General features: G+C 70.0%; 26 protein-coding genes. 9 read left to right on the top strand and 17 right to left on the bottom strand.

Going from position 1 to position 24,054, the window contains the following annotated elements; translation table 11 throughout:
* Positions 1-2: 2 nt before the first annotated feature.
* From CI785_RS10355 to CI785_RS10365, 3 genes are read left to right on the top strand one after another with little or no spacing between them, the layout of a single operon-like run.
* The gene (locus CI785_RS10355) at positions 3-977 is read left to right on the top strand and encodes a carbohydrate ABC transporter permease (RefSeq protein ID WP_240615130.1); all 975 of its coding nucleotides are present in this window, start codon (positions 3-5) and stop codon (positions 975-977) included.
* Positions 971-1,807, top strand: a complete 837-nt coding sequence (locus tag CI785_RS10360) for a carbohydrate ABC transporter permease (protein WP_105031991.1) — start codon at positions 971-973, stop codon at positions 1,805-1,807. Before CI785_RS10355 ends, CI785_RS10360 begins: the two co-directional genes overlap by 7 nt.
* A complete protein-coding gene (locus CI785_RS10365; RefSeq protein WP_105031992.1) occupies positions 1,804-2,658 on the top strand; it encodes a sugar phosphate isomerase/epimerase family protein in 855 nt (284 codons plus the stop codon). The genes CI785_RS10360 and CI785_RS10365 overlap by 4 nt, the downstream gene beginning before the upstream one ends.
* 104 nt (positions 2,659-2,762) lie before the next feature.
* Here CI785_RS10365 and CI785_RS10370 read toward each other — a convergent pair whose 3' ends face one another.
* Positions 2,763-3,158 (bottom strand): DUF2256 domain-containing protein, encoded by a 396-nt coding sequence (locus CI785_RS10370; protein WP_105031993.1) that lies wholly within the window; start codon positions 3,156-3,158, stop codon positions 2,763-2,765.
* The gene (locus tag CI785_RS10375) at positions 3,155-3,997 is read right to left on the bottom strand and encodes a DUF1206 domain-containing protein (RefSeq protein ID WP_205753602.1); all 843 of its coding nucleotides are present in this window, start codon (positions 3,995-3,997) and stop codon (positions 3,155-3,157) included. The genes CI785_RS10370 and CI785_RS10375 overlap by 4 nt, the downstream gene beginning before the upstream one ends.
* A 284-nt stretch (positions 3,998-4,281) precedes the next feature.
* Between CI785_RS10375 and CI785_RS10380 the strand changes: the two genes are divergently transcribed.
* Positions 4,282-5,841, top strand: a complete 1,560-nt coding sequence (locus CI785_RS10380; protein ID WP_105031994.1) for a GGDEF domain-containing protein — start codon at positions 4,282-4,284, stop codon at positions 5,839-5,841.
* A gap of 76 nt (positions 5,842-5,917) precedes the next feature.
* Here the strand turns inward: CI785_RS10380 and CI785_RS10385 are convergent, their stop codons facing one another.
* Positions 5,918-6,682: a MerR family transcriptional regulator gene (locus CI785_RS10385; protein WP_105031995.1), complete on the bottom strand. Its 765-nt coding sequence runs from the start codon at positions 6,680-6,682 to the stop codon at positions 5,918-5,920.
* Positions 6,683-6,817: 135 nt separating this feature from the next.
* Positions 6,818-7,081 carry a cupin domain-containing protein gene (locus CI785_RS10390; RefSeq protein ID WP_105031996.1) on the bottom strand — a complete coding sequence of 88 codons (264 nt, stop codon included), beginning with the start codon at positions 7,079-7,081 and terminating at the stop codon, positions 6,818-6,820.
* A 157-nt stretch (positions 7,082-7,238) separates the two neighbouring features.
* On the opposite strand from CI785_RS10390, the gene CI785_RS10395 reads away from it, so the two are divergent.
* Positions 7,239-7,649 (top strand): helix-turn-helix domain-containing protein, encoded by a 411-nt coding sequence (locus CI785_RS10395; protein WP_105031997.1) that lies wholly within the window; start codon positions 7,239-7,241, stop codon positions 7,647-7,649.
* 24 nt (positions 7,650-7,673) lie between these two features.
* Here CI785_RS10395 and CI785_RS10400 read toward each other — a convergent pair whose 3' ends face one another.
* Positions 7,674-8,900, bottom strand: a complete 1,227-nt coding sequence (locus CI785_RS10400; protein ID WP_105031998.1) for a PucR family transcriptional regulator — start codon at positions 8,898-8,900, stop codon at positions 7,674-7,676.
* 266 nt (positions 8,901-9,166) lie between these two features.
* On the opposite strand from CI785_RS10400, the gene ald reads away from it, so the two are divergent.
* Entirely contained in the window at positions 9,167-10,279 is a 1,113-nt protein-coding gene (ald, locus tag CI785_RS10405) for an alanine dehydrogenase (protein WP_105031999.1), read from the top strand.
* Here ald and CI785_RS17100 read toward each other — a convergent pair.
* Together CI785_RS17100 and CI785_RS10415 are read right to left on the bottom strand one after the other, a co-directional pair.
* On the bottom strand, positions 10,276-11,334 hold the full coding sequence (locus tag CI785_RS17100; RefSeq protein WP_170068232.1) for a Gfo/Idh/MocA family protein: 1,059 nt from the start codon (positions 11,332-11,334) through the stop codon (positions 10,276-10,278). The two genes, ald and CI785_RS17100, sit on opposite strands and share 4 nt — an antisense overlap.
* Complete coding sequence (locus CI785_RS10415) at positions 11,331-12,032, bottom strand: TetR/AcrR family transcriptional regulator (RefSeq protein ID WP_105032000.1); 702 nt, start codon at positions 12,030-12,032, stop codon at positions 11,331-11,333. Before CI785_RS10415 ends, CI785_RS17100 begins: the two co-directional genes overlap by 4 nt.
* Before the next feature lie 115 nt (positions 12,033-12,147).
* Between CI785_RS10415 and CI785_RS10420 the strand changes: the two genes are divergently transcribed.
* Positions 12,148-12,708: an NAD(P)H-dependent oxidoreductase gene (locus CI785_RS10420; RefSeq protein ID WP_105032001.1), complete on the top strand. Its 561-nt coding sequence runs from the start codon at positions 12,148-12,150 to the stop codon at positions 12,706-12,708.
* A gap of 208 nt (positions 12,709-12,916) precedes the next feature.
* On the opposite strand, the gene CI785_RS10425 is transcribed toward CI785_RS10420, so the two are convergent.
* The 3 genes from CI785_RS10425 to CI785_RS17105 form a co-directional block, all read right to left on the bottom strand.
* Positions 12,917-13,108 (bottom strand): hypothetical protein, encoded by a 192-nt coding sequence (locus CI785_RS10425; protein ID WP_105032002.1) that lies wholly within the window; start codon positions 13,106-13,108, stop codon positions 12,917-12,919.
* Positions 13,105-14,079: a lantibiotic dehydratase C-terminal domain-containing protein gene (locus CI785_RS10430; protein ID WP_105032003.1), complete on the bottom strand. Its 975-nt coding sequence runs from the start codon at positions 14,077-14,079 to the stop codon at positions 13,105-13,107. Before CI785_RS10430 ends, CI785_RS10425 begins: the two co-directional genes overlap by 4 nt.
* Before the next feature lie 82 nt (positions 14,080-14,161).
* Positions 14,162-14,302, bottom strand: coding sequence for a hypothetical protein (locus CI785_RS17105; protein ID WP_157940232.1), 141 nt, complete (start codon positions 14,300-14,302; stop codon positions 14,162-14,164).
* 375 nt (positions 14,303-14,677) lie between these two features.
* On the opposite strand from CI785_RS17105, the gene CI785_RS10435 reads away from it, so the two are divergent.
* A complete protein-coding gene (locus tag CI785_RS10435) occupies positions 14,678-15,646 on the top strand; it encodes a helix-turn-helix transcriptional regulator (RefSeq protein ID WP_105032004.1) in 969 nt (322 codons plus the stop codon).
* A 67-nt stretch (positions 15,647-15,713) separates the two neighbouring features.
* Complete coding sequence (locus tag CI785_RS10440) at positions 15,714-17,018, top strand: aminotransferase-like domain-containing protein (RefSeq protein ID WP_105032005.1); 1,305 nt, start codon at positions 15,714-15,716, stop codon at positions 17,016-17,018.
* 3 nt (positions 17,019-17,021) lie between these two features.
* Here the strand turns inward: CI785_RS10440 and CI785_RS10445 are convergent, their stop codons facing one another.
* The 7 genes from CI785_RS10445 to CI785_RS10480 form a co-directional block, all read right to left on the bottom strand.
* Complete coding sequence (locus tag CI785_RS10445) at positions 17,022-17,243, bottom strand: hypothetical protein (RefSeq protein WP_105032006.1); 222 nt, start codon at positions 17,241-17,243, stop codon at positions 17,022-17,024.
* Between the two features lie 9 nt (positions 17,244-17,252).
* A complete protein-coding gene (locus tag CI785_RS10450; RefSeq protein WP_105032007.1) occupies positions 17,253-18,914 on the bottom strand; it encodes a 2-oxo acid dehydrogenase subunit E2 in 1,662 nt (553 codons plus the stop codon).
* 9 nt (positions 18,915-18,923) lie between these two features.
* The gene (locus CI785_RS10455) at positions 18,924-19,898 is read right to left on the bottom strand and encodes an alpha-ketoacid dehydrogenase subunit beta (RefSeq protein WP_105032008.1); all 975 of its coding nucleotides are present in this window, start codon (positions 19,896-19,898) and stop codon (positions 18,924-18,926) included.
* Positions 19,898-21,112, bottom strand: coding sequence for a pyruvate dehydrogenase (acetyl-transferring) E1 component subunit alpha (pdhA, locus tag CI785_RS10460; RefSeq protein WP_105032009.1), 1,215 nt, complete (start codon positions 21,110-21,112; stop codon positions 19,898-19,900). Before pdhA ends, CI785_RS10455 begins: the two co-directional genes overlap by 1 nt.
* Positions 21,113-21,246: 134 nt before the next feature.
* On the bottom strand, positions 21,247-22,422 hold the full coding sequence (locus tag CI785_RS10465) for a histidinol-phosphate transaminase (RefSeq protein WP_105032010.1): 1,176 nt from the start codon (positions 22,420-22,422) through the stop codon (positions 21,247-21,249).
* A gap of 4 nt (positions 22,423-22,426) precedes the next feature.
* The gene (locus CI785_RS10470; protein ID WP_157940233.1) at positions 22,427-23,704 is read right to left on the bottom strand and encodes a hypothetical protein; all 1,278 of its coding nucleotides are present in this window, start codon (positions 23,702-23,704) and stop codon (positions 22,427-22,429) included.
* Positions 23,701-23,994, bottom strand: a complete 294-nt coding sequence (locus CI785_RS10480; RefSeq protein WP_157940234.1) for a hypothetical protein — start codon at positions 23,992-23,994, stop codon at positions 23,701-23,703. The genes CI785_RS10470 and CI785_RS10480 overlap by 4 nt, the downstream gene beginning before the upstream one ends.
* Between the last annotated feature and the right edge of the window lie 60 nt (positions 23,995-24,054).

Below are 24,054 nucleotides of genomic sequence, written 5' to 3' on the forward strand. Positions count from 1 at the left end.
TCGTGACCACCAATGAACTGACGCGGGGGCCCGTGCTGCCGGCCCCCGCGTCGGGGTACCGCTCACGGCCCGCGAAGAAGCGCCGACCCGGCACCTCCAGGATCAGCTCGCTGCGCGCACTCGTCTGGGTACTGCCCGCCGTGCTGATGCTCGCGGTCTTCGTCTACCTGCCCCTCGCGCAGAACTTCGGTTTCAGCGTCCTCGAATGGGACATCTACACCGGCAGCCAGAGTTTCATCGGCGCGGAGAACTACCGGAAGATGTTCGCCGACCCCGTCTTCTGGCACGCCCTGGCCAACAACGCCTGGTACTCGGTGATCTCGATCCTGTTCCAGGTGTGCGGCGCCCTCGTTCTCGCAGCTCTCGTCGAGGGACTGCGCCACGACCGCTGGAAGCAGATCTTCAGGGTCCTCTACTTCATCCCGTCGGCCATCTCGCTGACCGTCGCAGGGCTCCTGTTCTACTTCATCTACGAACCGGAACTGGGGCTCCTCAACGCAGGCCTCGAGCGCCTCGGGCTGGGGGATCTGACCCAGTCATGGCTCGGCCAGGAGAACACGGCGATCTTCGCGATCATCGCCATGAGCCAGTGGCAGGGCTTCGGCTACTGCACGCTGCTGTTCGCCGTCGCCCTGCAGCGGATCCCCTCCGAGCTCTACGAGGCCGCCTCCATCGACGGAGTGGGTCCCGTCCGCCGCTTCTTCTCGGTCTCCCTCCCCCTGGTCCGGGAGATGACAGGCCTGATGATGATCGTCACGGTCTCGGGCGCCTTCCAGGTGTTCAACGAGGTCATGGTCATGACCACCGGAGGACCCAACAACTCGAGCCAGGTCCTCGGCACGTGGCTCTACCGCAGCGGGTTCGTCCGCAACGATTTCGGCTACGCCGCCGCGATCGCCACGGCGATCTTCTTCATCACCCTGTCGCTCGCACTGCTGCAGCTCTGGATCTCCCGCAAACGAAGGGTGGAATGGTGAAACGCAGCACCGCACTAGGAGTCATCGGCTCGACGTTCGTCTGGGCCTTTTTGCTCGCCCTCGCCGTCGTCGTCATCTACCCGCTGCTGTGGATGACCCTCAACGGCTTCAAGACCAACGCCGAACTGTTCGGCAACCCGTTCGCGCTGCCTGTGGAGTTGCGCTGGGAGAACTATGCGAACGCCTGGAACAGGGGTGTGGGCAATTACCTCATGGTGAGCGTGCTCGTCACCGTCACCTCGACCATCGCCACGGTCTTCATCGGGGCATGGGCGGCCTACGGACTGACGAGGATCAAGATCCCGTTCAGTCGCACGTTCCTCATCGTCATCCTCGCCGGCCTGATGCTGGCACCCACCGTGGCTCTCATCCCGCTGGTGCGCATGTTCCAGGCCCTGGGCCTCTACAACACGTTCTGGGCACTGCTGATCCTGTACACCGCGTTCCGTATCCCCTTCACCGTCTTCCTGATCCGCGCGTACATGATGGATCTCCCCGTGCAGATCGACGAGGCGGCAGCGGTCGACGGCGCGTCGCGGGCCCGCGCGTTCTGGCAGATCATCCTGCCGATGTGCAAGCCGATCATCGTCTCGACCGTGATCCTCAACATCCTCTTCACCTGGAACGAGTACCTGTTCGCCATGGTGTTCACCAGCGGCGGCGACTTCCAGACACTGCCCGTGGGACTCACCAACCTGATGGCCAAACACGGCACGGACTACCCGGTCGTGTTCGCGGGCATGGTCATGGCCGCGCTGCCCATGGTCGTGCTGTTCATCGCCGGCCAACGGTACTTCATCCGTGGGCTGGCGGACGGGATCGGGAAATGACGACCTCCCCCGCCACCGGACTGTGCCGCGACCAGATCAACGGATCGAACTTCTCGTACCAGCACCAGTCCTTCGGACGCTTTCTGGACGACATGGTGGAGCTCGGACTGCACACCCTCGAACTGTGGGGCATCGCGCCGCACCTTCACATCCCCACCGTCACCGAGGAACAGCTCCGGGACATGGGTCGCTCACTCCGGCAACGCGAGCTGTCGGTCTGCTGTGTGACACCCGAACAGGTCGCGTACCCGGTCAACATCGCCTCCCCCGACGACGGGTTGCGCGAGGCCAGCGTCGCGATGTTCCTGCGGGCCGCCGAGGTCTGCAGCACCCTCGGAGCGCCACTGCTGTTCCTCACGTCGGGGCGAGGGGCCGAGGACGAACCGCGCGAGGCGGGCTGGGAACGCGCCATGACGAGCCTGCAGAGCATCACGGCCCGCGCGGCGGAGCTGGGCGTGGACTGTGTGCTCGAGCCGTTGCAGCGCGTCGAGTCCAATCTCGTCACGACGTCCTCGCAGGCCGCCGCGATGCTCGCGGACGTCGGGACGCCCGGACTCGGTGTCGCCCTCGACACGGTGGCCATGAACATGGCCGGCGAGACAGTCGCCGACTACTTCCGCGCGCTTCCGGACCTGATCCATCACGTCCACCTGACCGACGGGGCGCCGGCGGGCCACCTCGCGTGGGGCGACGGGAAGATCGACCTCGAGGGAGTGGTCCGCGACCTCGGCAGGGCGGGCTACCGGGGGAGGATCACCTTCGAGATCTTCGGCGACGGGACGTACGCCTTCAACCCGAGGCCCTCTCTGGAGCAGTCGCTGCGACACTTCGAACGGGCGATTCGTTCCTAGCACGGCCCGGACCCACTCCACCCACGGCGGCACGAAGGGGCCGACTCCACCGCCTTGCTGCTCGATGCGTGAGGGCATCGACCTGTCGGGCGCTGCCGGGATCCTCAGCGGGGCAGCCGCAGTGCCACCGGCCCCTTCGCCGTCGACGGGTCGACGACGACCCCGCGCTGCACCATCTCCGCGAGGCCACGGCTGACGAGGCGGCGGGCAGCGCTGCGCGCCGGTTCGTGCAGAAGGGCAGCATCGTCCGCGAGCGCGGTGGCGGCGTCGGCGGGGTCGACGACGGATCCTCGCGGTGCAGCACGCAGCCGCGTGAGGAGCCACTCCTCGAGGGCGGTGTCGATGGGCCGTATCTTCCGCGCACGGCAGGAGTCGCTGCAGTAGGTGATCGACTCCCAGTTCCGCTCCCACTTCTTCCGCCATTCGATGCGCCGACCGCAGGAGCGACAGGTCTTCGGTTCCTGTGCCCCCGTCCCCGCCGATGTCGGAGGCCGTCTCACATGCGGCCGTACACTGCGCGGATGATGGCGAAGATCCCGTAGCAGACGAGCCCCAGCGCGATCAGCGTCAGCACGTACACGCCCACCGGGTGGTACTGGAGCACCTTGAGGCTGCCGTCCAGTCCGGTGGACTCCTGCGGATCGCGGTGCAGTCCCGCGAGGACGAACAACCCGCCCACGAGCATCAGGGCCAGCCCCTTGGCCACGTGCCCGACGACGCCGAACACCTCGACCACGCGCCCGCGGGCGGTGTCCTCGAACCTCCGCAGCTCCGGTCGAAACCCCCGGCGAATCCCCTTGACGACGAAATGCACGCCGATACCCGCAACGACTCCCGCCGTCACGAACACGAGGAGGACTCCGGGGGTGGTGTCGAGAAGGGACCGCGTGAAGTCCACCGTCGATTCGGAGGAGTCGGGGCCGTCGCCGAGCGCGAACCGCGCGAACGTCGCCGCCATGGACCCGTAGATGAGGACCAGCGCACCGGAGGAGATGTGCTTGCCGATACGCCGGCCGGTCGGCAGGTGCCGCGCACGGAGGGTCGCCTCGCTGAGCTGCCACAGGGCCAGGCCCGCGCAGCCCACCGAGCAGATCCACATGATCGGTGTCCCGAGCGCTCCTTCCGCCACTTCCTCGAGCGCCCCGGTGGGCTCGGCCTCACCGTTGCCCCCGACGGCGAGGCGCAGCGCGATCATGCCGATCAGGATGTGCACCACCGCGAGCGCAGCGAAACCGAAGCGCGCGGTGACATCGAGCGCGCGCGTGTCGGTCGCCTGTTCGACGGCGTCGGCGGCCCGGCCGACCAGCCCCTGCTGGTCCGCGCTGCTGTCCGTGGTCACTCAACCTCCCGGCGTCGAGAAAGCCCCTCCTTCCGGACGGGGCTCCCTGGTTGTCCCTCAAGGATAGGAGCGCCGGGCATTCCCGACGCACGGCGCCCGGCGTCCTTGCCTTGCAGAACCGGTGCCATTCCGATGCGGAATCGGCAGTCATAATCCTTGAGGCCGAGGGCGGGACACGGCACACTGGTCAAGCCAGTCCTACCCGGCACGTCAGCGCACACCAGGGTCTCATTTCTTCTCCAGGTCGGTTCGACAGCGCTGCCTCGACGACCAGGAGTTCATGCATGATCCATGAAGATGCCGTGATCGAAGGCGGTTCCGTGCGCCTCGCGCAGGAACGCGACCTCACCACCCTGCTGGAGGCGGTGGAGACCAGCCCCGATCTTCCCCGCGCAGTGATCGAGGCAGCCGAAATCCGCGCCGCCGCCGAGGCCCTCGGCCGACTCGACGTCGCGTTCTGGGCGGAGGTCACCGGGCTCGATGCGCTCGCCCGCACGGAAGGTGCGCCCGGAGCGAGGACGCGCGGACAGGAGATCCTCGAATGGGCGCGGAACCAGGGCGATGCCCGGCTGGCCAGCCGTTGCCACGCCCTGATCGCGATGATGGACCTGATCGCCGGCCACTCCGGCTCCGGAGCCGAGCAGGCGACCATCGCCGTCACGCTCCTGGACGGCACCGAACTGCCCGCCCTGCGGGCGCAGCTGCTGACGCGACAGGCCCTGGGGCTCCTGGGCGCAGGGCTGCTGCAGCACGGGTTCGACGTCTCCCGGCGGGCGCTCGCCATGGCGAGTCAGCTGGGCGACCACGACCTCGTGGCCCGGCTGGGTTCGAACGCCTTCCACGCAGCCCTCGACGAAGGGATGCCGGACGAGGCACGTTTCTGGATGCGACGGCTCAGGACCGTGATCGAGGCGTCGCCCGCACTCGAGTCGGAACTGAGCGATGTCCTCGCCCGCGACCACCTCGTGGCCCGGCGCCTGCAGGAGGCACTCGAGGTGCTGGACCGGTCCGCGAACGACGACGCATCGGCCCAGCCAGAGACGAGGGCGTACGAGATGCTGCTGCGGGCGCAGGCGCACCACGGGCTCGGCGACCTCGGCGCCGCTCGGACCGCGCTCGACAGGGCCGAGCACATCACCGCGCGGCATGCCCTGGAGGAGGTCGCATCGATGATCCTCGAGGAGCGCGCCGCCGTCGCCGCATCCGGCGCCGACTACCACCTGGCCTACGAACTCCACCGGCAGTTCCACCGGGCGGTCAGGGCGCGGTGGATCGAGGCGCGCCGGTCGCAGGTGGACCACCTCTTCGCCGAGCAGAACGTCACCGAGGCGCTCGAGAGGGCCGAGCAGGCGGAGGCCGCCGTCGCCGTCGATCCGCTGACGAAGGTACGCAACCGGCGCTGGGTGGAGGACTCCCTGCCCGACGTCGTGCACGCCTGGCAGGCCGGTGGCGAGTGGACCGCCTCCCTGGCCATCCTCGACCTGGACCACTTCAAGCAGATCAACGACCGCTTCGGGCACCCGGCGGGCGACGACGTCCTCGTGGCCGTAGCCTCCTGCCTCCAGGGATGCCGGGGAGTACGGTACGTGGCCCGCATCGGCGGCGAGGAGTTCCTGCTCGTCCTCCGACAGGACGCCGACCAGGAGCAGGTGGCGGAGCATGTCCTGTCCGCCGTCCGCCGGCTCGAGTGGCCGCACATCCACGACGCCCTGCGGGTCACGGCGAGCATCGGATTCGCCGGGTGCGAGTCCGACACGACGTCGGCCGCCCTCCTTCGGGAAGCCGACCGGAACCTCTACCGGGCGAAGCGGGCAGGCCGGGACCGCGCGGCGGGCCCCTGGTAGCACCCGCTGCGCCGGGCCCGCCGCCGGACGCCGCTGCGCGGCCAGGACCGCAGTGCGAGGCCGGGCCGGCTGCCGCTCAGGTCCGGCGCAGCAGCCACTCGTCGAGCGCAGCCCGGACGAGTTCGGCTCCGTCCTGCCCGCCGTAGTTCGCCGCGAAGCGTGGATCGCCGACGTACATCTCCCCCAGTCCTCCGATGTACTCGGCAGACAGGGACCCGTCGTCGTCGCGCGGCACACCGGGGACCCCGGAGAGCCATGCGACGTGGCGTGCTGCGAGCGCCTGCGCCTCCTCGCCCGTCGGGGCGATCCCCCTGGTCGCTGCGTCCGTCCACCCTGCGTTGAGCTCCGCCACCTCCCGCGTGAAGGCGTCCTTCTCGGCGTCGGTCTTGCCGCGCCACCAGGAGTCGCCCTCGGCATAGGCGTCCCGACCCCACCGCTCCTCGACCTCCTCCCGGTACTGCGTGTGGTCGAATCCGTTGAACATGTCTTCTGGCATGGGTTCTTCTCCTCGTTCGAGGGCCTCCACCGTGGTGAGGACCGCCGTAATCTGCCGGCCGAGCCGTTCCTGCTCGCCGCGGAGGTACTGGAGGTGGACACGCAGGGTCGATGCGGGCGCGTCCGTCCGCCCGGCGTCGATGACCTCGCCGATGGCGGGCAGGGGCAGTCCCAGGGACCTCAGCAGCAGGATGCGCTGGAGCCGCACGAGTGCTTCGGCGTCGTAGTACCGGTACCCGTTGGCACCCACGCGCGACGGCGCGAGCAGTCCGACGTCGCCGTAATGGCGAAGCGTCCGGGTGGTGGTGCCGGCGAGGCGCGCGACCGTGCTGATCGGGTAGTCCACCTTGTTCTCCTCCCCCCGGCGGTCTGCGCCGGGAGATCCCACAGTAGGAGTTGACGTCGCGTCAAGGTCAACAGGCTCGATCAGGCCCGTCCGAGCGTCACCACGACCGGGCGTGGAGGAGTGCCGGATCCGTCGTCAGCTGTACCAGAACCACTGCGGTGGACGCCAGGACGGCGGAACCACATGCGCGTTGAAGGTGCCGCATTCGGAGCACGTGTAGGTGGCGCTGGCCGGAAGGAGGTCCGTGGAGTGCTCGGCCTGGCGTGCAGGCACGAACTCCTCGAAGATCAGGTAGTCGTCGGTCTGGCAGGTGGGGCAGAAAGGGGCTTCGCCCTTCTCGCCGAGTGTGGAGGGGGACCCGCTGAGGCGCAGGCTATGCCCTTGATCAAATATTGTCATGGGATTCACCGTTTCCTTCTTGCAACCGACGCTGGTTGCAAGTAGTGAGGGTATTTATACGCACACAGTAGACCCGCAGTACTCATAGCGGAAGGGCAGGGCCCGCGACTTCGCTCCGCCACCACTCGAGCGCTACTGCTGCTGGCACAATGACCCCATGACCGCCAGGGCACCACGATCCGCAGCAGCACTCCCGCCCGAGCAGGCCGCACCCCTGCGACGTGCACTGACCGACAGCACCGATGTGACCGTCTTCGTGGACGGAACGGCCCACCGACTCCCCGACGAGGCGCAGGCCGCCGTGGTTGACCTCCTCGCCCGCCTGTCCGACGGTGACGCCGTCCAGGTCACCTCGGTGGCCGAACTGCTGACCACCTCGCAGGCGGCCGAACTCGCAGGCATCTCGCACAGCTACCTCCGCAAGCTCACGGACGCCGGCACCCTCCCGGTCGAGTACCGCGGATCGCACCGGCGCCTCCGGCGGTCGGACGTCGAGGACTGGCTCCGCAGCCAACTGCACCGCGGGAGATCACCTGCCGACGCCGTCGCGGGTGAGACGGCGCCCTGACGGCGCTCCCGCCCCACGCTGCCCCTAGGAGAGACCGAACCGGGGACGGGACCTCCACCGGCGGGCCTTGAGGGCGAGATGCAGTTCCAGCCGCACCGTCCCGGCGAGGGGATCGACGCCGATGACCGAGCGGATCCGCGCCAGGCGGTTGTAGACGCTGCTGCGGTGCAGGTGGAGCTGGGCCGCGACGTCCTGCACGGAGCCGTTCTTGTCGTACAGCAGCTCCAGGACCGGCAGCAGTTCCTCCACCCGGTCGGCCTCGCTCAGCTCGCCGAAACGGATGCTGCCGTGCGCGGGCGCCTGCCACCCGACGGTCCCGAGGAACTGGTACACGCCGATGTCAGCATAGGACGCCACGTCACCGAGGTGCGGGTCCACCGCTGCCGCCTGGACGGTATGTTGGGCATGTTCGAAGGCCTCGGCCAGGTCTCGGGGATCGGCCACGGGCTCGCTCAGCCCCAGGAGGATGCGGCCCGCTGGACGGCCCGCGCGCTTGGCGACCCCGGCCCGGTACCTGTCGAGGACCTGCTGCAGCGCGGTGGCGCCGACGCCGGCGGCACACAGGAGCACCGAGAACCCTGAGGCCCCGGCACTGAACAGCACGGGTGCGACGCCGACCGTCGCCTGGAGCGCGAGCGTGCGCTGGAGGAGTGCGGCCTCATGCGGGTCGTCGATGTCGGGGGGCGCCGCCGCCGCGAGCTCGTGCACCACCGCAAGACGCCACGGGCCGTTCCCGCCGAGCTCGTGCCACCCGCGCAGCTCCTCGCTCGCCGCTGCCACCCCGCGGCACGCGGCGAGGAAGGTGGCCTCCCTCCGGGTCCGGCGTTCCGAGGAGGCCGCGTCCGTCTCGAGGAGGAGCTCGGCGAGGCGATCGGTCAGCGGTCGGACGACCGGCAGGGCGGCCAGGATGTCAGCTGCGGGATCCGCGCTCGACTGCTGCTGCACCCACAGATAGCCCACCCGGAACCCCCGCACGAGCAGGGGGACGCAGACGCGGGCCAGCATCCCGAGGTCCTCGTTGGCGGGGACGGCGACGGCGCGGACCGCCTGCGCGATGCCGTGCCGGAGCTGCCACTCGTCGACGTCCGCCGGGACCTGCTTGCTCAGCAGGAAATTGACCCGGACGCGGTCCGCAGTGCTCTGGTGACTGCTGTACGCGAGGAGGACGCCGTCCGGGTCCTCGAGGGACAGTCCGCGGCCCAGCTTCTGCGCGATCGACTCGACGACGTCATCGATGGCCTGGTTCTGCACCCTTCCACGATAGGTGCGTAGACCGCTATGGGCGACAATTGCCGCTGCGGAACTCGACATCTGTCGATGGCGGTGGAGGACGCGGCCTGCTAGTGCTCCACGTCACATCTCCTGTGGAGCGCGTGGTGGCGGGCTTCTGCAGCGCAGCGCAGGAGGCACGCCTGCTGCCGACATCGGCGCTCCGGCTGAGGGCCGGGCGTGCCGTGCCCGGACGCTCCTATTCTGGAGAGAACCCCCATCAGCCCGATCGCACCCTGGAGAACCCAATGATCATCGGCGTCCCCAAAGAAGTGAAGAACAACGAGTTCCGCGTGGCCATCACCGCCTCCGGTGTGCACGAGTTCCGCGCGCACGGCCACACCGTGCTCGTGGAGCGCGGCGCGGGCGTGGGCTCGAGCATCTCGGACGTCGAGTACGAGGCCGCGGGCGCCGAGCTCGTCGACGCCGCAGACGACGTGTGGGCGCGCGCCGACATGGTGCTGAAGGTCAAGGAACCCGTTGCCGCGGAGTACCACCGCTTCCGCAAGGGGCTCGTCCTCTTCACCTACCTCCACCTCGCTGCGGAACCCGAGCTGACCCGCGCACTCCTCGACGCCGGCGTCACCGCGATCGCGTACGAGACGGTTCAGGACGGGCGCGCCCTGCCCCTGCTCGCCCCCATGTCCGAGGTTGCCGGCCGCCTCTCCGTCCAGGTGGGCGCACAGGTCATGACCGCTCCCGCCGGAGGCCCCGGCCTGCTGCTCGGCGGTGTTGCCGGTGTCCGTCCCGCCAAGGTCGCCGTCCTCGGTGCGGGTGTCGCGGGCACCAACGCGACGGCCATGGCCGTCGGCACCGGCGCTGAGGTGACCATCCTCGACATCAACATCGCGCGCCTCCGCGAGATCGACGCCCTGTATGCGGGCCGCGTGAAGACCGTCGCGTCGAACTCCCTGGAGATCGAGAAGTCCGTACTGGAGGCCGACCTGGTGATCGGGTCCGTCCTGATCCCGGGTGCACGCGCACCGAAGCTCGTGACCAACGCCCTCGTGGCCCGCATGAAGCCCGGCAGCGTCCTCGTGGACATCGCCGTGGACCAGGGCGGGTGCTTCGAGGACTCCCGCGTCACCACCCACGAGGACCCCACCTTCACCGTCCACGGATCGCTCTTCTACTGCGTGGGCAACATGCCCGGCGCGGTCCCCAACACCTCGACGTACGCCCTGACCAACGTGACGCTCCGCTACGCCGTCGCGCTGGCGGACAAGGGCGTCCGCGGCGCCTTCGAAGCGGACGCGGCGCTCGCGCGCGGACTGAACGTCGCAGCGGGCCAGGTGGCGCACCACTCGGTCTCGGAGGCGCACGGCCTCGACCTCGCGGAGGACTGGGCAGCGCTCGTCTAGTCGGGCGGGTGTCCTGTCGCTCGCCGGACCGGGAAGGACGCGTGGACCTGCTCGATGATGCGCACCACGGCGACGGCGTCCTCCGCCGCGACCGGTGGGGGCCCGATCCCCCGGATCGCCGCGACGACGCCGGCGTAGAAGGACGGATACGTGCCCGGACCGACCCTCACGGGCTCCGTGGTCCCGGCGCGGCCGAGCAGCCCGCGCTCGCCCTCCCCGCTCCCGACCTCATGCGCGGCGGCCGTATCCTCCGGGAGGACACCGGCCGCCAGCAGCTCCTCCTGCGGGTCCGTGCCGGTGATGGTGAGCCCGCCGATCGTTCCCGTGACGTGGAAGCGGGGACGGGCCAAAGGGACGAGCGTGCCCGCGCGGAGGTGACTCGTGACGCCGCCGTCGTGCTCGAGGACGAGGAACAGCGAGTCCTCCGCGGCGGCGTCGTCCCGGTCCAGCCGCAGCTCCGCGGCGACCGGCACGGCCGGCCCGGACAGGACGAGCGCCTGGTCGATCAGGTGGGAGCCGAGGTCGTAGAGGACACCTCCGCCGTCGTCCGTTCCGGCGTCACGCTTCCAGGGCTTGGTGATGGACGGCTTCCAGGACTCCATCGCGGACTCGACGATGCGCACCCTCCCGAGCGCACCCGAGACCACCAGTGCCTGCACGGTCAGGAAGTCACCGTCCCAGCGCCGGTTGTGGAACGGGACGAGCAGCCGCCGCGCCGCCCGTGCAGCCTCGATCAGCCACTCTCCGTCCTCTGCGTGCACCACGAAGGGCTTCTCCACCACCACGTGCAGTCCCCTGCCGAGCGCGGCGGCGGCGAGGGCTGCATGGGTGGCCGGGGGCGTGGCGATCACGGCGAGCTCCGCGTCCGGCACCGCCTGCAGGGCCTCCTCCAGTGTCGCGACGACGACGGCGGACGGACAGTCGGAGCGCGCGGCCCTCTGGCGGTCCGGGCTGCGCACGACGACGGCGGCGAGCTCGAGATCGGGATCGTGCGCGATGAGCGGGGCGTGGAAGACCCGGCCGGCATGGCCGAAACCGACCAGGACCGCCTTCACGTGCACTCCCTGCCCGCATCGGAGGGGCGATCCAGGGCGCTGTCCGAAGCGCGATCCAGGACATGGTCCAAGCTGCGATCCGAGGTGCGATCCGGGGCCGGGCCCTGCGCCGCGAGCGCTGCGACGAGGGTGCGCCAGGACTCGCAGAGGCGGGCGGTGGACATGCCCCGGTGCTCCTGCAGGTGCAGCAGGAGTCCGGCGTTCAGGAAGGCCGCCAGCTGGTAGGAGGCCAGTTCGGGGTCCTGGACGCCGAGCTGGCGCAGCAGCAGGGACAGGTGCAGCCGGATGAGCTGCTGCGTCGGGTGCTCGGGATCCGGTCCGCCCCGCTGCTCCGCCGCGCGCAGGATCTGTCCGTCGAAGTGCATCCTCGCGATGCTCGCCTCCCCGAAGGCGATGAGCCGGTCGAGGGGGGCTGCTCCCGGCCCGAGGGGAGGCGGCCCTGCCATGAACGCCTGCTGGAAGGAGCGCCCGGCCTCGTCGGCGAGGGCGTGGAGGAGGCCCGCCCGGCTGCCGAACCGGCGGAAGACGGTACCCTTGCCGACGCCCGCACGGCGTGCGACACCCTCCGTGGTGAGCTTGTCGGGTCCGTGGAGCGCCACGATCTCGGCGGCGGCGTCCAGCAGCAGGCGCCGGTTGCGCGCCGCATCGGTACGCTCTCCGTCGTCGCCCGTGACCCGGAGCAATTCCTCGCCCTGCATGCCGCAACTATAGTCGGGGAATAAAGCGGACCGCGGTCCGCTTAGATACGGTGGGCGCAGCCGGTGCGCCTCCTGTCAGCCTCGACCGCACGGTCACACTACTTCGGGAGTACTCATGTCCACCACGATCCTCACCCTCGTCGGCAGCCTGCGGGAGGGTTCCATCAACCGCCAGCTCGCCGAGGCCGCCGCGGAGCACGCCCCGGACGCCGTCGACGTCGTCACCTTCGACGCGCTGAGTGACATCCCCTTCTACAACGAGGACATCGACAACGACACCGACCGCCCGAAGGCCGCCGACGACCTCCGGGCCGCTGCTGCCGACGCCGACGCCGTGCTGCTCGTCTCCCCCGAGTACAACGGGACGATGCCCGCCGTACTGAAGAACGCCATCGACTGGCTGTCCCGCCCGTACGGTGCCGGCGCCATCTCGAGCAAGCCCGCCGCCGTCATCGGCTCCGCCTTCGGCCAGTACGGCGGAGTGTGGGCGCACGACGAGGCCCGCCGCGCGCTCGGCGTCGCCGGCGCCTCCGTGGTCGACGACGCGAAGCTCTCCATCGGCGGCTCCATCACGCGCTTCGCCGAGCTGCACCCCAAGGACGACGCCGAGGTGGCCGGCGCGGTCAACGACGTGCTCTCGGCCCTCGCAGGCGCGGTGGCACCGGTCGCCGCCTGATACCCGCCCGGGTATCGCGGACGCCGTGAGCAACCACCTCGGGTGGGGGACCTGCAACGGCACCCTCTGAACAGCACGACGCCGGCGCATGCAGCGCCGGCGTCGTGCTGTTCGTGCCGAAGAACACCGGGAGGCGCCCGTTCGGGCCGGTGAGTACCTGGGGTGAACCCAATCCCTCCGAGGGGCGATCAGTGCGTCGGGGGAAGCATCAGTGCCAGAGGTTGTCCGCCCAGGCGGCGTCGCGCAGATAGTCCTGCGCCGGCCCGATCTCCCAGAGCTGGCCCTGCGACTCGAGCACGCCGTCGTGCTGCATGGACTCCACGGTCTCCGACGAGCAGCCCAGGGCCTCGGAGAGATCGGCGTCGTCATGAGCGAGTACGAGGGTGTTCCTTGCGGTCATGATGCTGTCCTTCGCTCGACGGGTCCGGCGGACACGGGCTTCCATGTCCGTGCATACAGTCCCAGCGCCGCCTCTTCACGGGCCACGAAACCGAGGCGGTTGAGGGTCATGTGCGCCTGGTACACCGTGAGGTGCTGCGCGCTGCGGCTGACGCGCACCTTGTCCGCACGGTACAGGTAGGTGTCGAGCGCCCGGAACCACCGGCGTCGCCAGTTGTGCACCGCCGACTCGGACGCGGTGGCGGCCATGAGGGCGTGGAAGCCCGTGGCCTTGGAGGCCACCTGGGCCGTCATGGCCTCGCGGACACCGGCGGCACGCGGGCCGACGTCGGCCGTGCAGGTGCGCAGGTGGCTGTCCCAGTAGAAATCCCAGGACAGGCGACGGCGGTCCGGCCAGCCGGCGGAGCGGGGACCGCGCATCATGCTCTGCGCCGCGTCGAAGAGCACCAGCGCTCCGAGCGCGGAACGGCTCTGCATGCGGGGGAACCGCTGATTGGCCCAGAGGGCGAATTCCGAACTGAGCTCGAAGACCTCCTCCGCGAGGTGGAGCCCCTCCACGCCGCCGTACTTCACGAGGTTCGCCTCGAGTTGCGGGTCGGCCGGCTCCTGGCCCCCGGAGTAGTAGGTGTTGCTGGCGGGTGCCGTGAACTGCTGGCGCACCACCAGCAGGGGCAGCGCCGGGGCGCTGCGTAGCTGGAGTGCGCGCTGGAACGCCCGCAGGCGTTCGAGGACGCGCGGGTGGGCGTGGATGCTGAGCCGGACCTGGCTGACGACGCCCGTGGACGCGTCCTCGCTCCGGCTGAAGTACCAGCGCTTGGCGCCGAGTGCCTGAGCCTGCGCCACCAGCGGGGTGACCAGCTCTTCGATGATGCCGTCCGCTACATCGAAGCCACCCGTCGAGAGGGAGAGATGCCACCACTGAGTGCTGACTGCCGTCCGTGAGGCGGTTCGAACGGCGGTCACCTGGCTCATGGCTCTCTCCTTCAGGGTCTGTGGTCATCCCCGCTGGGGCGGGCTCTGGGGCCTCCGGGCTCTAGTCCGGAGGGCTCCTGCTCTACTTCGGCCAGTCCCAGCTTCCCGCCGTGGCCTGGCTCTTGGGCCAGTCCCAGCTCGCTGCGCTGATGGACTGGCTTGCCGGCAGAACAGCCCCCACCACGATCAACAGGCCCGCAGTTGCGCCGAGTACTTTCTTCATGGCGATCCTTCCTTGCCGGTCTCCCGGGTGGTCGAGCTGTGCCGCACTGCTGATCCGCAGTGGCCGGTCGCTCCGGAAGCCCCGTTCGGGCCGCCTGCAGACCGGCTCACTCAGAATGTCCGGCACGGGCCGACGCTGTCCAGCGGTCCCGGTGGCCGTTTGTGGACATGCCGCGAACAGGACGCGGACCTCCGCCGCGCCCGGCTGTTACGCTGCTGAGCGGTGCGGAGAACCGCGGAATCACGGGGCTGGACGGCTCGCTTGCCCTCCCCGGATTGCCACTTCCCGCGATCTGTCATTAACTGGACATGTCATATTTTTCACCGCCTGATCGGCTGTTGCTGCGCCGGCGACCCGGGACAAGGACTGCTGCTCATGCTGGATGCGACATCGCTCGAGCTGTACCGCTACGCCGTCGGGCACCCCGGGTGGACGCGCGCGGAGGCCTCGGAGGCCCTCGGCCTCACCCTGCGCCGGATCGAGACGGCCATCGGGGAGCTCGCCGAGCGCCGGCTGCTCAGTCCCGAGGCGGGCCGGCCGGACGGACTCGTCGCTGTCTCGCCGGACGTCGCGCTCGCGGACCTCGTGGACGCCGACGAGCGCGCCATGCAGGAACTCAAGTCGCGCATCAGCGGCCAGCGGCGTGAGCTCTCGAGTCTCCTCCCGACCTTCCTCGAGGCGCGCAAGAGCGTCCTGGCCAGCACATCCGTGGAGACGCTCGAGGACCCCCACCTGATCCACCGGGTGCTGATCGACTACGGACGCGACGTCACCGAGAAGGTGTACATCGCCCAGCCGGGCCAGGGCTCGACGGCGGACGTGCACGAGGAGAGCGTCCGGAAGGATCTCGAGCTGCTGGAGAACGGGGTCCGGCGCCGGACGCTCTACGACACGAGCACGCGCGACCACGTACCCACCCGCAAGGCCGTCGAGGCGATCGCCGCCGGCGGGGGCGAGTTCAACGTGCTGCCGTTCATCCCCCTGCGCATCCTCATCTTCGACGACAAGCTGGCGCTCGTCGGCCGCCAGCTCACGCGCGACGACAAGGCGGCCCTCGTCATCAGGGACGCGAGCCTGATCCACATCTTCACGCACCTGTTCGACGTCGCCTGGGAGGTCAGCGAGTCCTTCCTCGCGCCCGGGCAGATCGCGTCGCCGCTGAGCAGCCTGCAGCGCTCCATCATCCAGGGCCTCGCCAACGGGCTGTCCGACGAGTCGATAGCGCGCCGCCTGGACATCAACGTGAGGACCTGCCGCCGGCACATCGCGTGGATGCTGGACACCCTGCGGGCGGAGAGCCGCTTCCAGGCCGCACTGAAGGCGCGTGAGGCGGGCTGGGTCTAGCCCTCAGGCGGCGCACCGTGGTGCAACACCTGTTGCCTGATGGTGAACCCGCGCCTAGACTCTGGGCGTGACATCCTCCAGCGAAGCTCCTGCCGACGTCCTGCCCGCCGAGACCGAGGCCGCCCTCGAGCGGGCGGTCGATTCCGCCAACCGCCACGATGCGCTGTTCTCGGTGCGGGCCGCGAACATCAAGCAGTCCGCGGTGCGCGACGTCTTCGACATCTCCATCCGCCCCGGGCTCGTGTCCCTGGCCGGCGGCAGCCCCTACCTCAAGTCCCTCCCGCTCGATGACCTCGGGCGCACGGCGCAGAAGATCATCGCCGAGCACGGCCTCGAGGCGCTGCAGTACGGCGGCGGCCAGGGCATGGAGGAACTCCGGCGGCTCGTGTGCGACGTCATGGCGGCCGAGGGCATCGAGGGGGCCAGCCCCGACGACGTCGTCATCACCACCGGCTCGCAGTCGGCCCAGGACGTCGCGGCCAAGGTGTTCTGCAACCCGGGCGACGTGATCCTCTGCGAGGACCCCACCTACGTCGGCGCGCTCAACACGTTCGAGGCCTACGAGGTCGACGTCGTGACCGTCCCCATGGACGACGCCGGGCTGGTCCCCGATGCCCTGGAACGCACCATCGCCGACCTCGAGGCGCAGGGCCGCGCCATCAAGCTCCTGTACACGATCCCGAGCTTCAACAACCCGAGCGGCATCACGATGGCGGCCGACCGCCGCCAGCGCGTCGTCGACATCTGCCGGGCCCACAATATCCTCGTCCTCGAGGACAACCCCTACGGGATGCTGCGCTTCGACGGCGAACCGCTGAAGCCCATGCGCGCGGACAACCCCGACGACGTCATCTACCTCGGCTCCTTCTCGAAGATCTTCGCGCCCGGCGTGAGGCTCGGCTGGGCGCTGGTGCCCCGGCACCTCTACCGGCGGTTCTACCTCGCCTGCGAGGCGGTGGTGCTGTGCCCGTCGCCGCTCACCCAGATGCTGGTGACCGCGTACCTCACGGAGTACGACTGGCGCGGCCACCTGCGCTCGATGCGCGCGCTGTACCGGGAGCGGTGCGAGGCGATGCTCGGTGCCCTCGCCGAGGAACTGCCCGACGGCGTGCACTGGACCACCCCCGACGGCGGATTCTTCGTCTGGGTCACCCTTCCCGAGGGCATCGACACCTATCCCCTGCTGTACACGGCGATCGACGCCGGCGTCGTCTTCATCCCCGGCGCCGCGTTCTCGCCGTCGGACGAGCCGTCCAACAAGCTCCGGCTGGCCTTCAGTGCCGTCTCCCCCGAGGACATCGTCGAGGGCGTGCGGCGGCTGGCTCCGATCCTGCGGACGGCCATCGAGGAGAACAGCACCCCGTCCGTCTGATCGCTACCGGGGTGGCCGCTTCTGCTGGCGCAGCGTCACCGCGATGGAGATGAGCGCTGCGACAATCACGAGGATCGACAGCCTCGCCACCGTGTTCAGCCCCGGGAACGCCATCTGCAGGGCGATCGAGGCGATGAAACCGATGGCCACCACGAGCAGGAGCCTGCTCAGCGGGTAGCGCGGACGCGACCTCCGGGGCCGGTCGCCGGGAAGGGGCTGGTTCATGACCCCACCCTAGTCGAGCAGCAGCGCGGGCTCCTCGAGGATCGAGGCGACGTCGGCCATGAAGCGCGCACTGAGGTCGCCGTCCACCACACGGTGGTCGAACGAGCCGCCCAGCGTGGTGATCCAGCGCGGGATGACCTCGCCGTCGAGCACCCACGGTTTCTGCTTGATGGTGCCGAACGCCACGATTGCCACCTCACCCGGATTGATGATCGGCGTTCCCGTGTCGATGCCGAGCGCCCCGATGTTGGTGATCGTCAGGGTGCCTCCCTGCATCTGCGCCGGCTGGGTCTTGCCGGCCCGCGCCGTCGTCGCCAGGTCGTTCAGCGCGAGCGCCAGCTCCTTGAGCGAGAGGTTCTGGGCGTCCTTGATGTTGGGCACCATGAGTCCCCTCGGGGTCGCGGCGGCGATGCCGAGGTTCATGAAGTGCTTGACGAGGATCTCGTCGTCTGACCAGGTGGCATTGACCGACGGGTTGCGTGCGGCGGCCCAGATGACGGCCTTGGCGAGGATCAGCAGGGGTGAGACCTTGATGCCCTCGAAGTCGCGGGACGCCTTCAGGCGCTTGACGAACTCCATGGTCCGGGAGGCGTCGACATCCACGAAGATGCTGACGTGCGGCGCCGTGAAGGCGCTCTGCACCATCGCCCGGGCCGTCGCCTTGCGGACGCCCTTGACCGGGATGCGCTCGATCCGGCCGCCGCCGAGCACCTTCCGGTCCGCCCAGAAGGAGTCGGCGCCGTCCTGTTCGGCGTCGCGCTGGGACTGGTAGCTCATGAGGTCCTGCTTGGTGACCTCCCCCGCGGACCCGGTGGCGGGGACGTCCGCCAGGTTGATGCCGAGGTCGCGGGCAGCCTTGCGGACCGGGGGCTTCGCGAGCACGCGGTTGATGAGCTGGTTGAGCGGGTTCACCCGGGCGGGCGGCTCCGCGGCCGGCTGCGGTGCACTCCGTCCGGCGGACTCCCGGGTGGCCGGCGCGGCCGGGTCGGGAGCAGTCGAGCCGGCAGGGGCCGGTGCCTGCGCGGCGGGTGCCGGGGACGCCGGGCCGGACGCGGGCCTGCCTGCACCGGACGACGGCGCCACGTGTCCCGCACCGGGGGCCCCCTGCTGCTTGCGGGGGCGACGCTTCACGGCATCGGCCTTCGGTCCCGTGCCGACGAGCGGCCCGGGTGTGACCTCCGGGGCGGCAGTGCCGGGCGCGGCCTGCACGCCGGCTGCACCGGACTCCGCCCCGGAGAATTCGCCCGGCATCCGGGGCACGGGAACGGGCGCATCGTCGGCTGTGCCGATGGCGTCCTGCGGGGAGGCGGCGGCCTCGGCATCGGCCTCGATCACCCGGTCGACGTCTCCGTCGGGCCCGCCGTCATGCACTGGTGCGTCCGACGCGGCCCCACCCTGACCGCCGTCGTGCGCCGCCTCCGGAGCGGACTCTGCGTCCTCGACGGAGATGATGGGCGTGCCCACCTCGATGGTCTCGCCCTCGGCGACGAGCAGTTCGGAGACGGTGCCGGCGTACGGGGAGGAGAGCTCGACGAGGGACTTCGCGGTCTCGATCTCGCAGATGATGTCGTTGACCGACACCGTGGCCCCGGGCGCCACCTTCCACTGCACGATCTCCGCCTCGGTGAGGCCCTCACCGACGTCGGGCAGGTTGAACGTATTGAGCGTCATGGGGGTCCTTCAGTATGCGAAGGCACGGTCGAGTGCCTCGAGGATGCGGTCGATGTCCGGCAGGTACTGCTCCTCCACACGGGCCACCGGGTAGGGCATGTGGAAGCCGCCCACGCGGATGACGGGCGCCTCGAGCGACAGGAATGCGCGCTCGGAGATCCGCGCGGCGATCTCCCCGCCGATACCGCCGAAGGTCGGGGCCTCGTGGGCCACGATCAGCCGGCCGGTCCGGGTCACCGACTCCGTGACGGTGTCGAAGTCGATCGGTGAGATGGACCGCAGGTCGATCACCTCCACCTGGCGCCCGTCGTCCTCGGCTGCGGCGGCCGCGGCCAGCGCCACGGGCACCAGCGGTCCGTAGGCCACGATGGTCGCATCGCTCCCCTGCCGCAGGACCTGCGCGGAGAAGGGGTCCGCCGCAGGGGCGGAGGTGTCCACCTCCCCCTTGAGCCAGTAGCGCCGCTTCGGCTCGAACACGATCACGGGGTCCTCGCACGTGACGGCCTGCTGGATCATCCAATAGGCATCCTGCGCGTTGGAGGGCGTGATGATCCGCAGCCCGGCGGTGTGGGCGAAGAGGGCCTCGGGCGATTCCGAGTGGTGCTCCACGCTGCCGATCCCACCGCCGTACGGGATCCGGATGACCACGGGCGCGCTCAGCATGCCGTCGCTGCGGGTCCGGAGCTTCGCGAGCTGCGTGGTGATCTGGTTGAAGCCCGGGAACACGAAGCCGTCGAACTGGATCTCGCAGACGGGACGGTAGCCGCGCAGGGCGAGACCGATCGCGGTGCCGATGATGCCGGACTCGGCGAGCGGAGAGTCGACGACGCGCAGGGCCCCGAAGTCCTTCTTCAGGCCGTCGGTGACGCGGTAGACGCCGCCGAGCTCCCCGATGTCCTCGCCCATCAGCAGGGTCTTCGGGTCGTTGGCGAGCGACGCCCGCAGCCCTTCGTTGATCGCCTTGGCGATGGTCATGGTCACCATCAGGCGTGCTTCCCTTCATCGGCGAATCCGGCCTCGTACTGCTCGAAGAACCGCAGCTCCTCCTGGATGAGGGGGTGCGGTTCCGCGTAGACGGCGGCGAACCGGTCGGCGAGGTCCGGCGCCGTCATGGCCAGCACGGCCCGCCGCAGCTCGGTGGCCATGGTGCGGGCCTCGGCGTCGAGATCTCCGAAGAACGTGTCGTCGGCCAGACCGGCCGAGCGGAGGTGGGACTCGAGGCGGACGAGCGGGTCGCGGGACTGCCACTCCTGCTCGTCGCGGGACAGCCGGTACTTGGTGGGGTCGTCCGCGGTGGTGTGGGCGCTCATCCGGTAGGTGTAGGCCTCGATGAGCACCGGACCCCTGCCGGACCGCGCGTGCTCGAGCGCCCAGCGTGTGACCGCCTCGACGGCGACGACGTCGTTGCCGTCCACGCGGATGCCCGGGAAGCCGTAGCCCGCCGCGCGCTGCGCGAGGGGAACCTTCGCCTGCACGCTCGACGGGACGGAGATGGCCCACTGGTTGTTCTGGCAGAAGAACACGACGGGGGCGTCGAAGGACGCGGCGAAGACCATCGATTCGTGGACGTCGCCCTCCGAGCTCGCGCCGTCGCCGAAGTACGCGATGGAGGCTGCGGGAGGCAGGGACGGATCGGCGAGCTGGTCGCGCTGCATGCCCATCGCGTAGCCGACGGCGTGCAGGGCCTGGGCAGCCAGCACCAGCGTGTAGAGGTGGAAGTTCCGCTCCCGGGGATCCCAGCCACCGTTGGTCACACCCCGGAACAGGCGGAGGATCTCGGCGAACTCGACGCCGCGGGTCAGGGCGACGCCATGCTCCCTGTAGGTGGGGAAGGCGTAGTCCTGGGGGGCGAGGGCCCTGCCGGAGCCGATCTGCGCGGCCTCCTGACCCGTGAGCGGCACCCAGAGCGCAAGCTGGCCCTGGCGCTGGAGGGCCGTCGACTCCTGGTCGAAGCGGCGGATGAGGAACATGTCGCGGTACAGCGAGCGGAGGTGCTCGGCGTCAGCCGCAAGGTAGGGGGTGAAGTCGACGGTCTCGCCGGCGATCCGCGCGGTCAGGCCGCTCGCCATCGTGCCGTCGGGCGAGAGGACGCGCAGCATCTCCGTGCCGGGCTCCAGGTCGGCGGTGTCCGCGGGATGAGCCGCACGCACCACTTCCTCGACGTCGAATTCGGCGGCCGGCAATCGGCTGCTGTTCATCCTTGGCTCCTCACCCGACCCATTACATTCCTTTAGTGGAATGTGTGCCGTAAGTCATACACCGGGAAACATATGTTCCCGCGGCATCCCCCAAGACTAGCCAGCGCGCGCCCTCGGGCCTATTTAAGACGACCTCAGCCGGCGACCGGGCGGTGGCTGTACCCTCGGCACAGTTCCAGGAACCGGCTGTTCGCCGTCGGCTCGCCGATCGTCACGCGCACACCCTCTGCACCGAAGGCCCGCACCGACAGGGCCTGCTCCGCGGCCTTCGCGGCGAAGTCCTGCGTGTGGTCCCCCAGCGCCAGCCAGACGAAGTTCCCCTCCGCCGCCGGGACGGTCCAGCCGAGGTCCCGCAGCCCGTCCACCACACGCGTGCGCTCGTCGACGATCGACTGCACCCGGGCGTCGACGTCGTCGATGTGCCGGAGGGACGCGACGGCGGCGTGTTCGGCCACCTGGGACACCGCGAACGGGACAGCGCTGACGCGCAGGTGCTCGGTGAGTTCCTGGCGGGCCACGGAGTAGCCCACCCGCAGGCCGGCGAGCCCATGGGCCTTCGAGAACGTGCGGAGGACGATGACGTTCGGGTGATCCCGGTAGAGGGCGATCCCGTCGACCGCCTCCGGGTGCCGGACGAACTCCTGGTACGCCTCGTCGATCACGACCACGACCTGCCGGGGCACCCGCTCCAGGAAGTCGACGACCTCGGTCCGCGTGAGGACGGGCCCGGTGGGGTTGTTGGGCGTGCAGAGCAGGATGACGCGCGTGCGGTCCGTGATCGCGGCCGCCATGGCATCGAGGTCGTGCCTCCCGTCCGGGAGGACGGGGACCTGCACACCGGCTGCGCCGGCGAGCCCGACGCTGATCGGATAGGCCTCGAAGGAGCGCCATGCGTAGACCACCTCGTCGGGAGCGTCGAAGTCGTTCTGCCCCGCGAAGGTGGCGAGGATCTGGTTCAGCGCACCGAGGCTGCCCGCACCGGTGACGATGTCGAGGGGCGGAACGCCGAGGTATCCGGCCAGTTCGGTCCGCAGCGCCGTCGTCATGGGGTCCGGGTACCGGTTGACCGAGGTCTCGGCCGCGATCGCCTCGAGGACCGCAGGAAGGGGCGGCAGCGGATTCTCGTTCGAGGACAGCTTGAAACTCTCCAGTCCCTCCACCACCACCGGAGGCTTGCCGGCGGCGTAGCGCGGCAGCTTCCCGAGGACGCGGCGGGGCCGGACGCCGGCGGGACGGCCGGCTTCGCCGGGTTCCTGGTCGGGGGGCGTCTGGTCCGAGGGCACGGCAGGAAGATCATCGATCGACGTCATGGGCTTAGCCTAGACCCGACCTCCCGGGCGCGCGCTGCGCCGGGAGCTCGGTGGCCCGGGCCTGACCGGGACGCCGGGTGGCCGCGAACGAGTAACGGCGGACCGTCCCGGCTGCGGCCGCCGTCGCGAGCAGGGCCGCTGCCGGCGCGAGGGAGGGGGCGTCGCTGGCATCCACCAGCCTCGCCCCGGCCGCATAGTTCTGCAGCGCGTGCGCCTGCCCGAGACCGGCAGGCTCCTCGGAGCCGTCCTCCCGCCGGGCCGGCGCGGGTACCGGATTGCCGAGCACCACGGTAGTCCGGTGGCGGTCGTCGGCGTTGTGCATCGCATCGAACCGCGGCACCGTGTCGTCGCGATGCTCGAGATGGAGGTACTCGCCGGGCCCGGTGGGCTCCGTCCCGGTGGGAGTGCCGACCGTCACGACCAGCTGCACCTCGTAGCGGCTTCCCACCGCCTCGGATCCGGCCACGTTCATGGCGTGGAGGCCTCCCTGGCTGTAGCCCGCGACGATCAGCCCGTCCCCCTCCTGTGCCCCCGCCCGTTGGAGGGACTCCAGGACTGCTGCCTCGATGAAGCGGCTGTCCTCCCCGAACGCCTCGACGATCCCCCCGGCATCGAAGGGATTGCTCCCGGCCGTACCGTCGAGCGGCCCGGACTGCGTACCGGGGAGGACGACGACGTAGACCGGGTCCTCGGCCGTTCCGGCTCGCAGCACCTCGAAGGTCCCTGGGTCCTCGTTCTCCACCGCGGCCAGGCGATCGACGACACCCGCGACGGTGCCGTCGAGGACCGCCGGACCCTCGTCCCCGGTGTGCAGTTCGATAGGACCGATACCGGCCGCACCCCGGCCGGAGGCCTCGTGGGCGATGAAACGCGCCGCCGCCTCACTGCGGGAGCGCACCGCCTCCATCGCGGCGCGGGCCAGGTCATCGGCGAGATGGTAGGCCCGCAGGCTCCCGCCCAACCGCTCACTGGTGGAGTACAGCGCCCTGGAGTTGTCCGAGGCCGAGGCCCGTGCCGCCCCCAGATGCGCGGCGGCCGCCTGGTAGGAGGTTCCTGCTATCCCGTCGGCCGGCCGGAGGTGGGAGTACCGCCAGGGCAGCTCCTGGAAGTCGCGGTCGAGGTGCGCGATGGCGAAGGCGACGTCCACGGTGTCCGCCGCGAGCCGGTCGAGCAGCCGGGCGGCGTCCTCCAGCTCCTCCCACTGGAACCGTGTGCCTCCCACTCCCCCGCCGATGCTCAGCAAGCCGTCGTCGCCCTGCAGCGGGAGGAGCCCGTCCGTCACAACCCGGCCTGCTGCTGCAGTTCCGCCTCGCGCAGCAGGTGCTCGTAGAGGCCGAGGTCCCCCATGGTGGTTTCCAGCAGGTCGATGGTCCGGGTCAGCTCGGTGCACCGCTCGGCCAGATAGGCCCGGAAGGCGCCACCGGCGGGTGACTCCCAGGAGAGAACGGCCACCGACAGCGCACGGCGACGGATCTCGCCGAGCTGTTCTGCATGCCACCGCAGGGCTTCCCCGGTGGCGGCGACGGCCTGGCTGGCGGCCGCTCCGGGTTCGCACCGGCCTGCCGCATCCATCCGGCTGTCCATGCCCACCCTCTTCCCTGGCGTCCGTCCATGCTAGGAGGCTGCCGGACA

The organism is Arthrobacter ruber (assembly GCF_002954225.1).
In the GTDB taxonomy this organism is placed as follows: Bacteria; Actinomycetota; Actinomycetes; order Actinomycetales; family Micrococcaceae; genus Arthrobacter_D; species Arthrobacter_D ruber.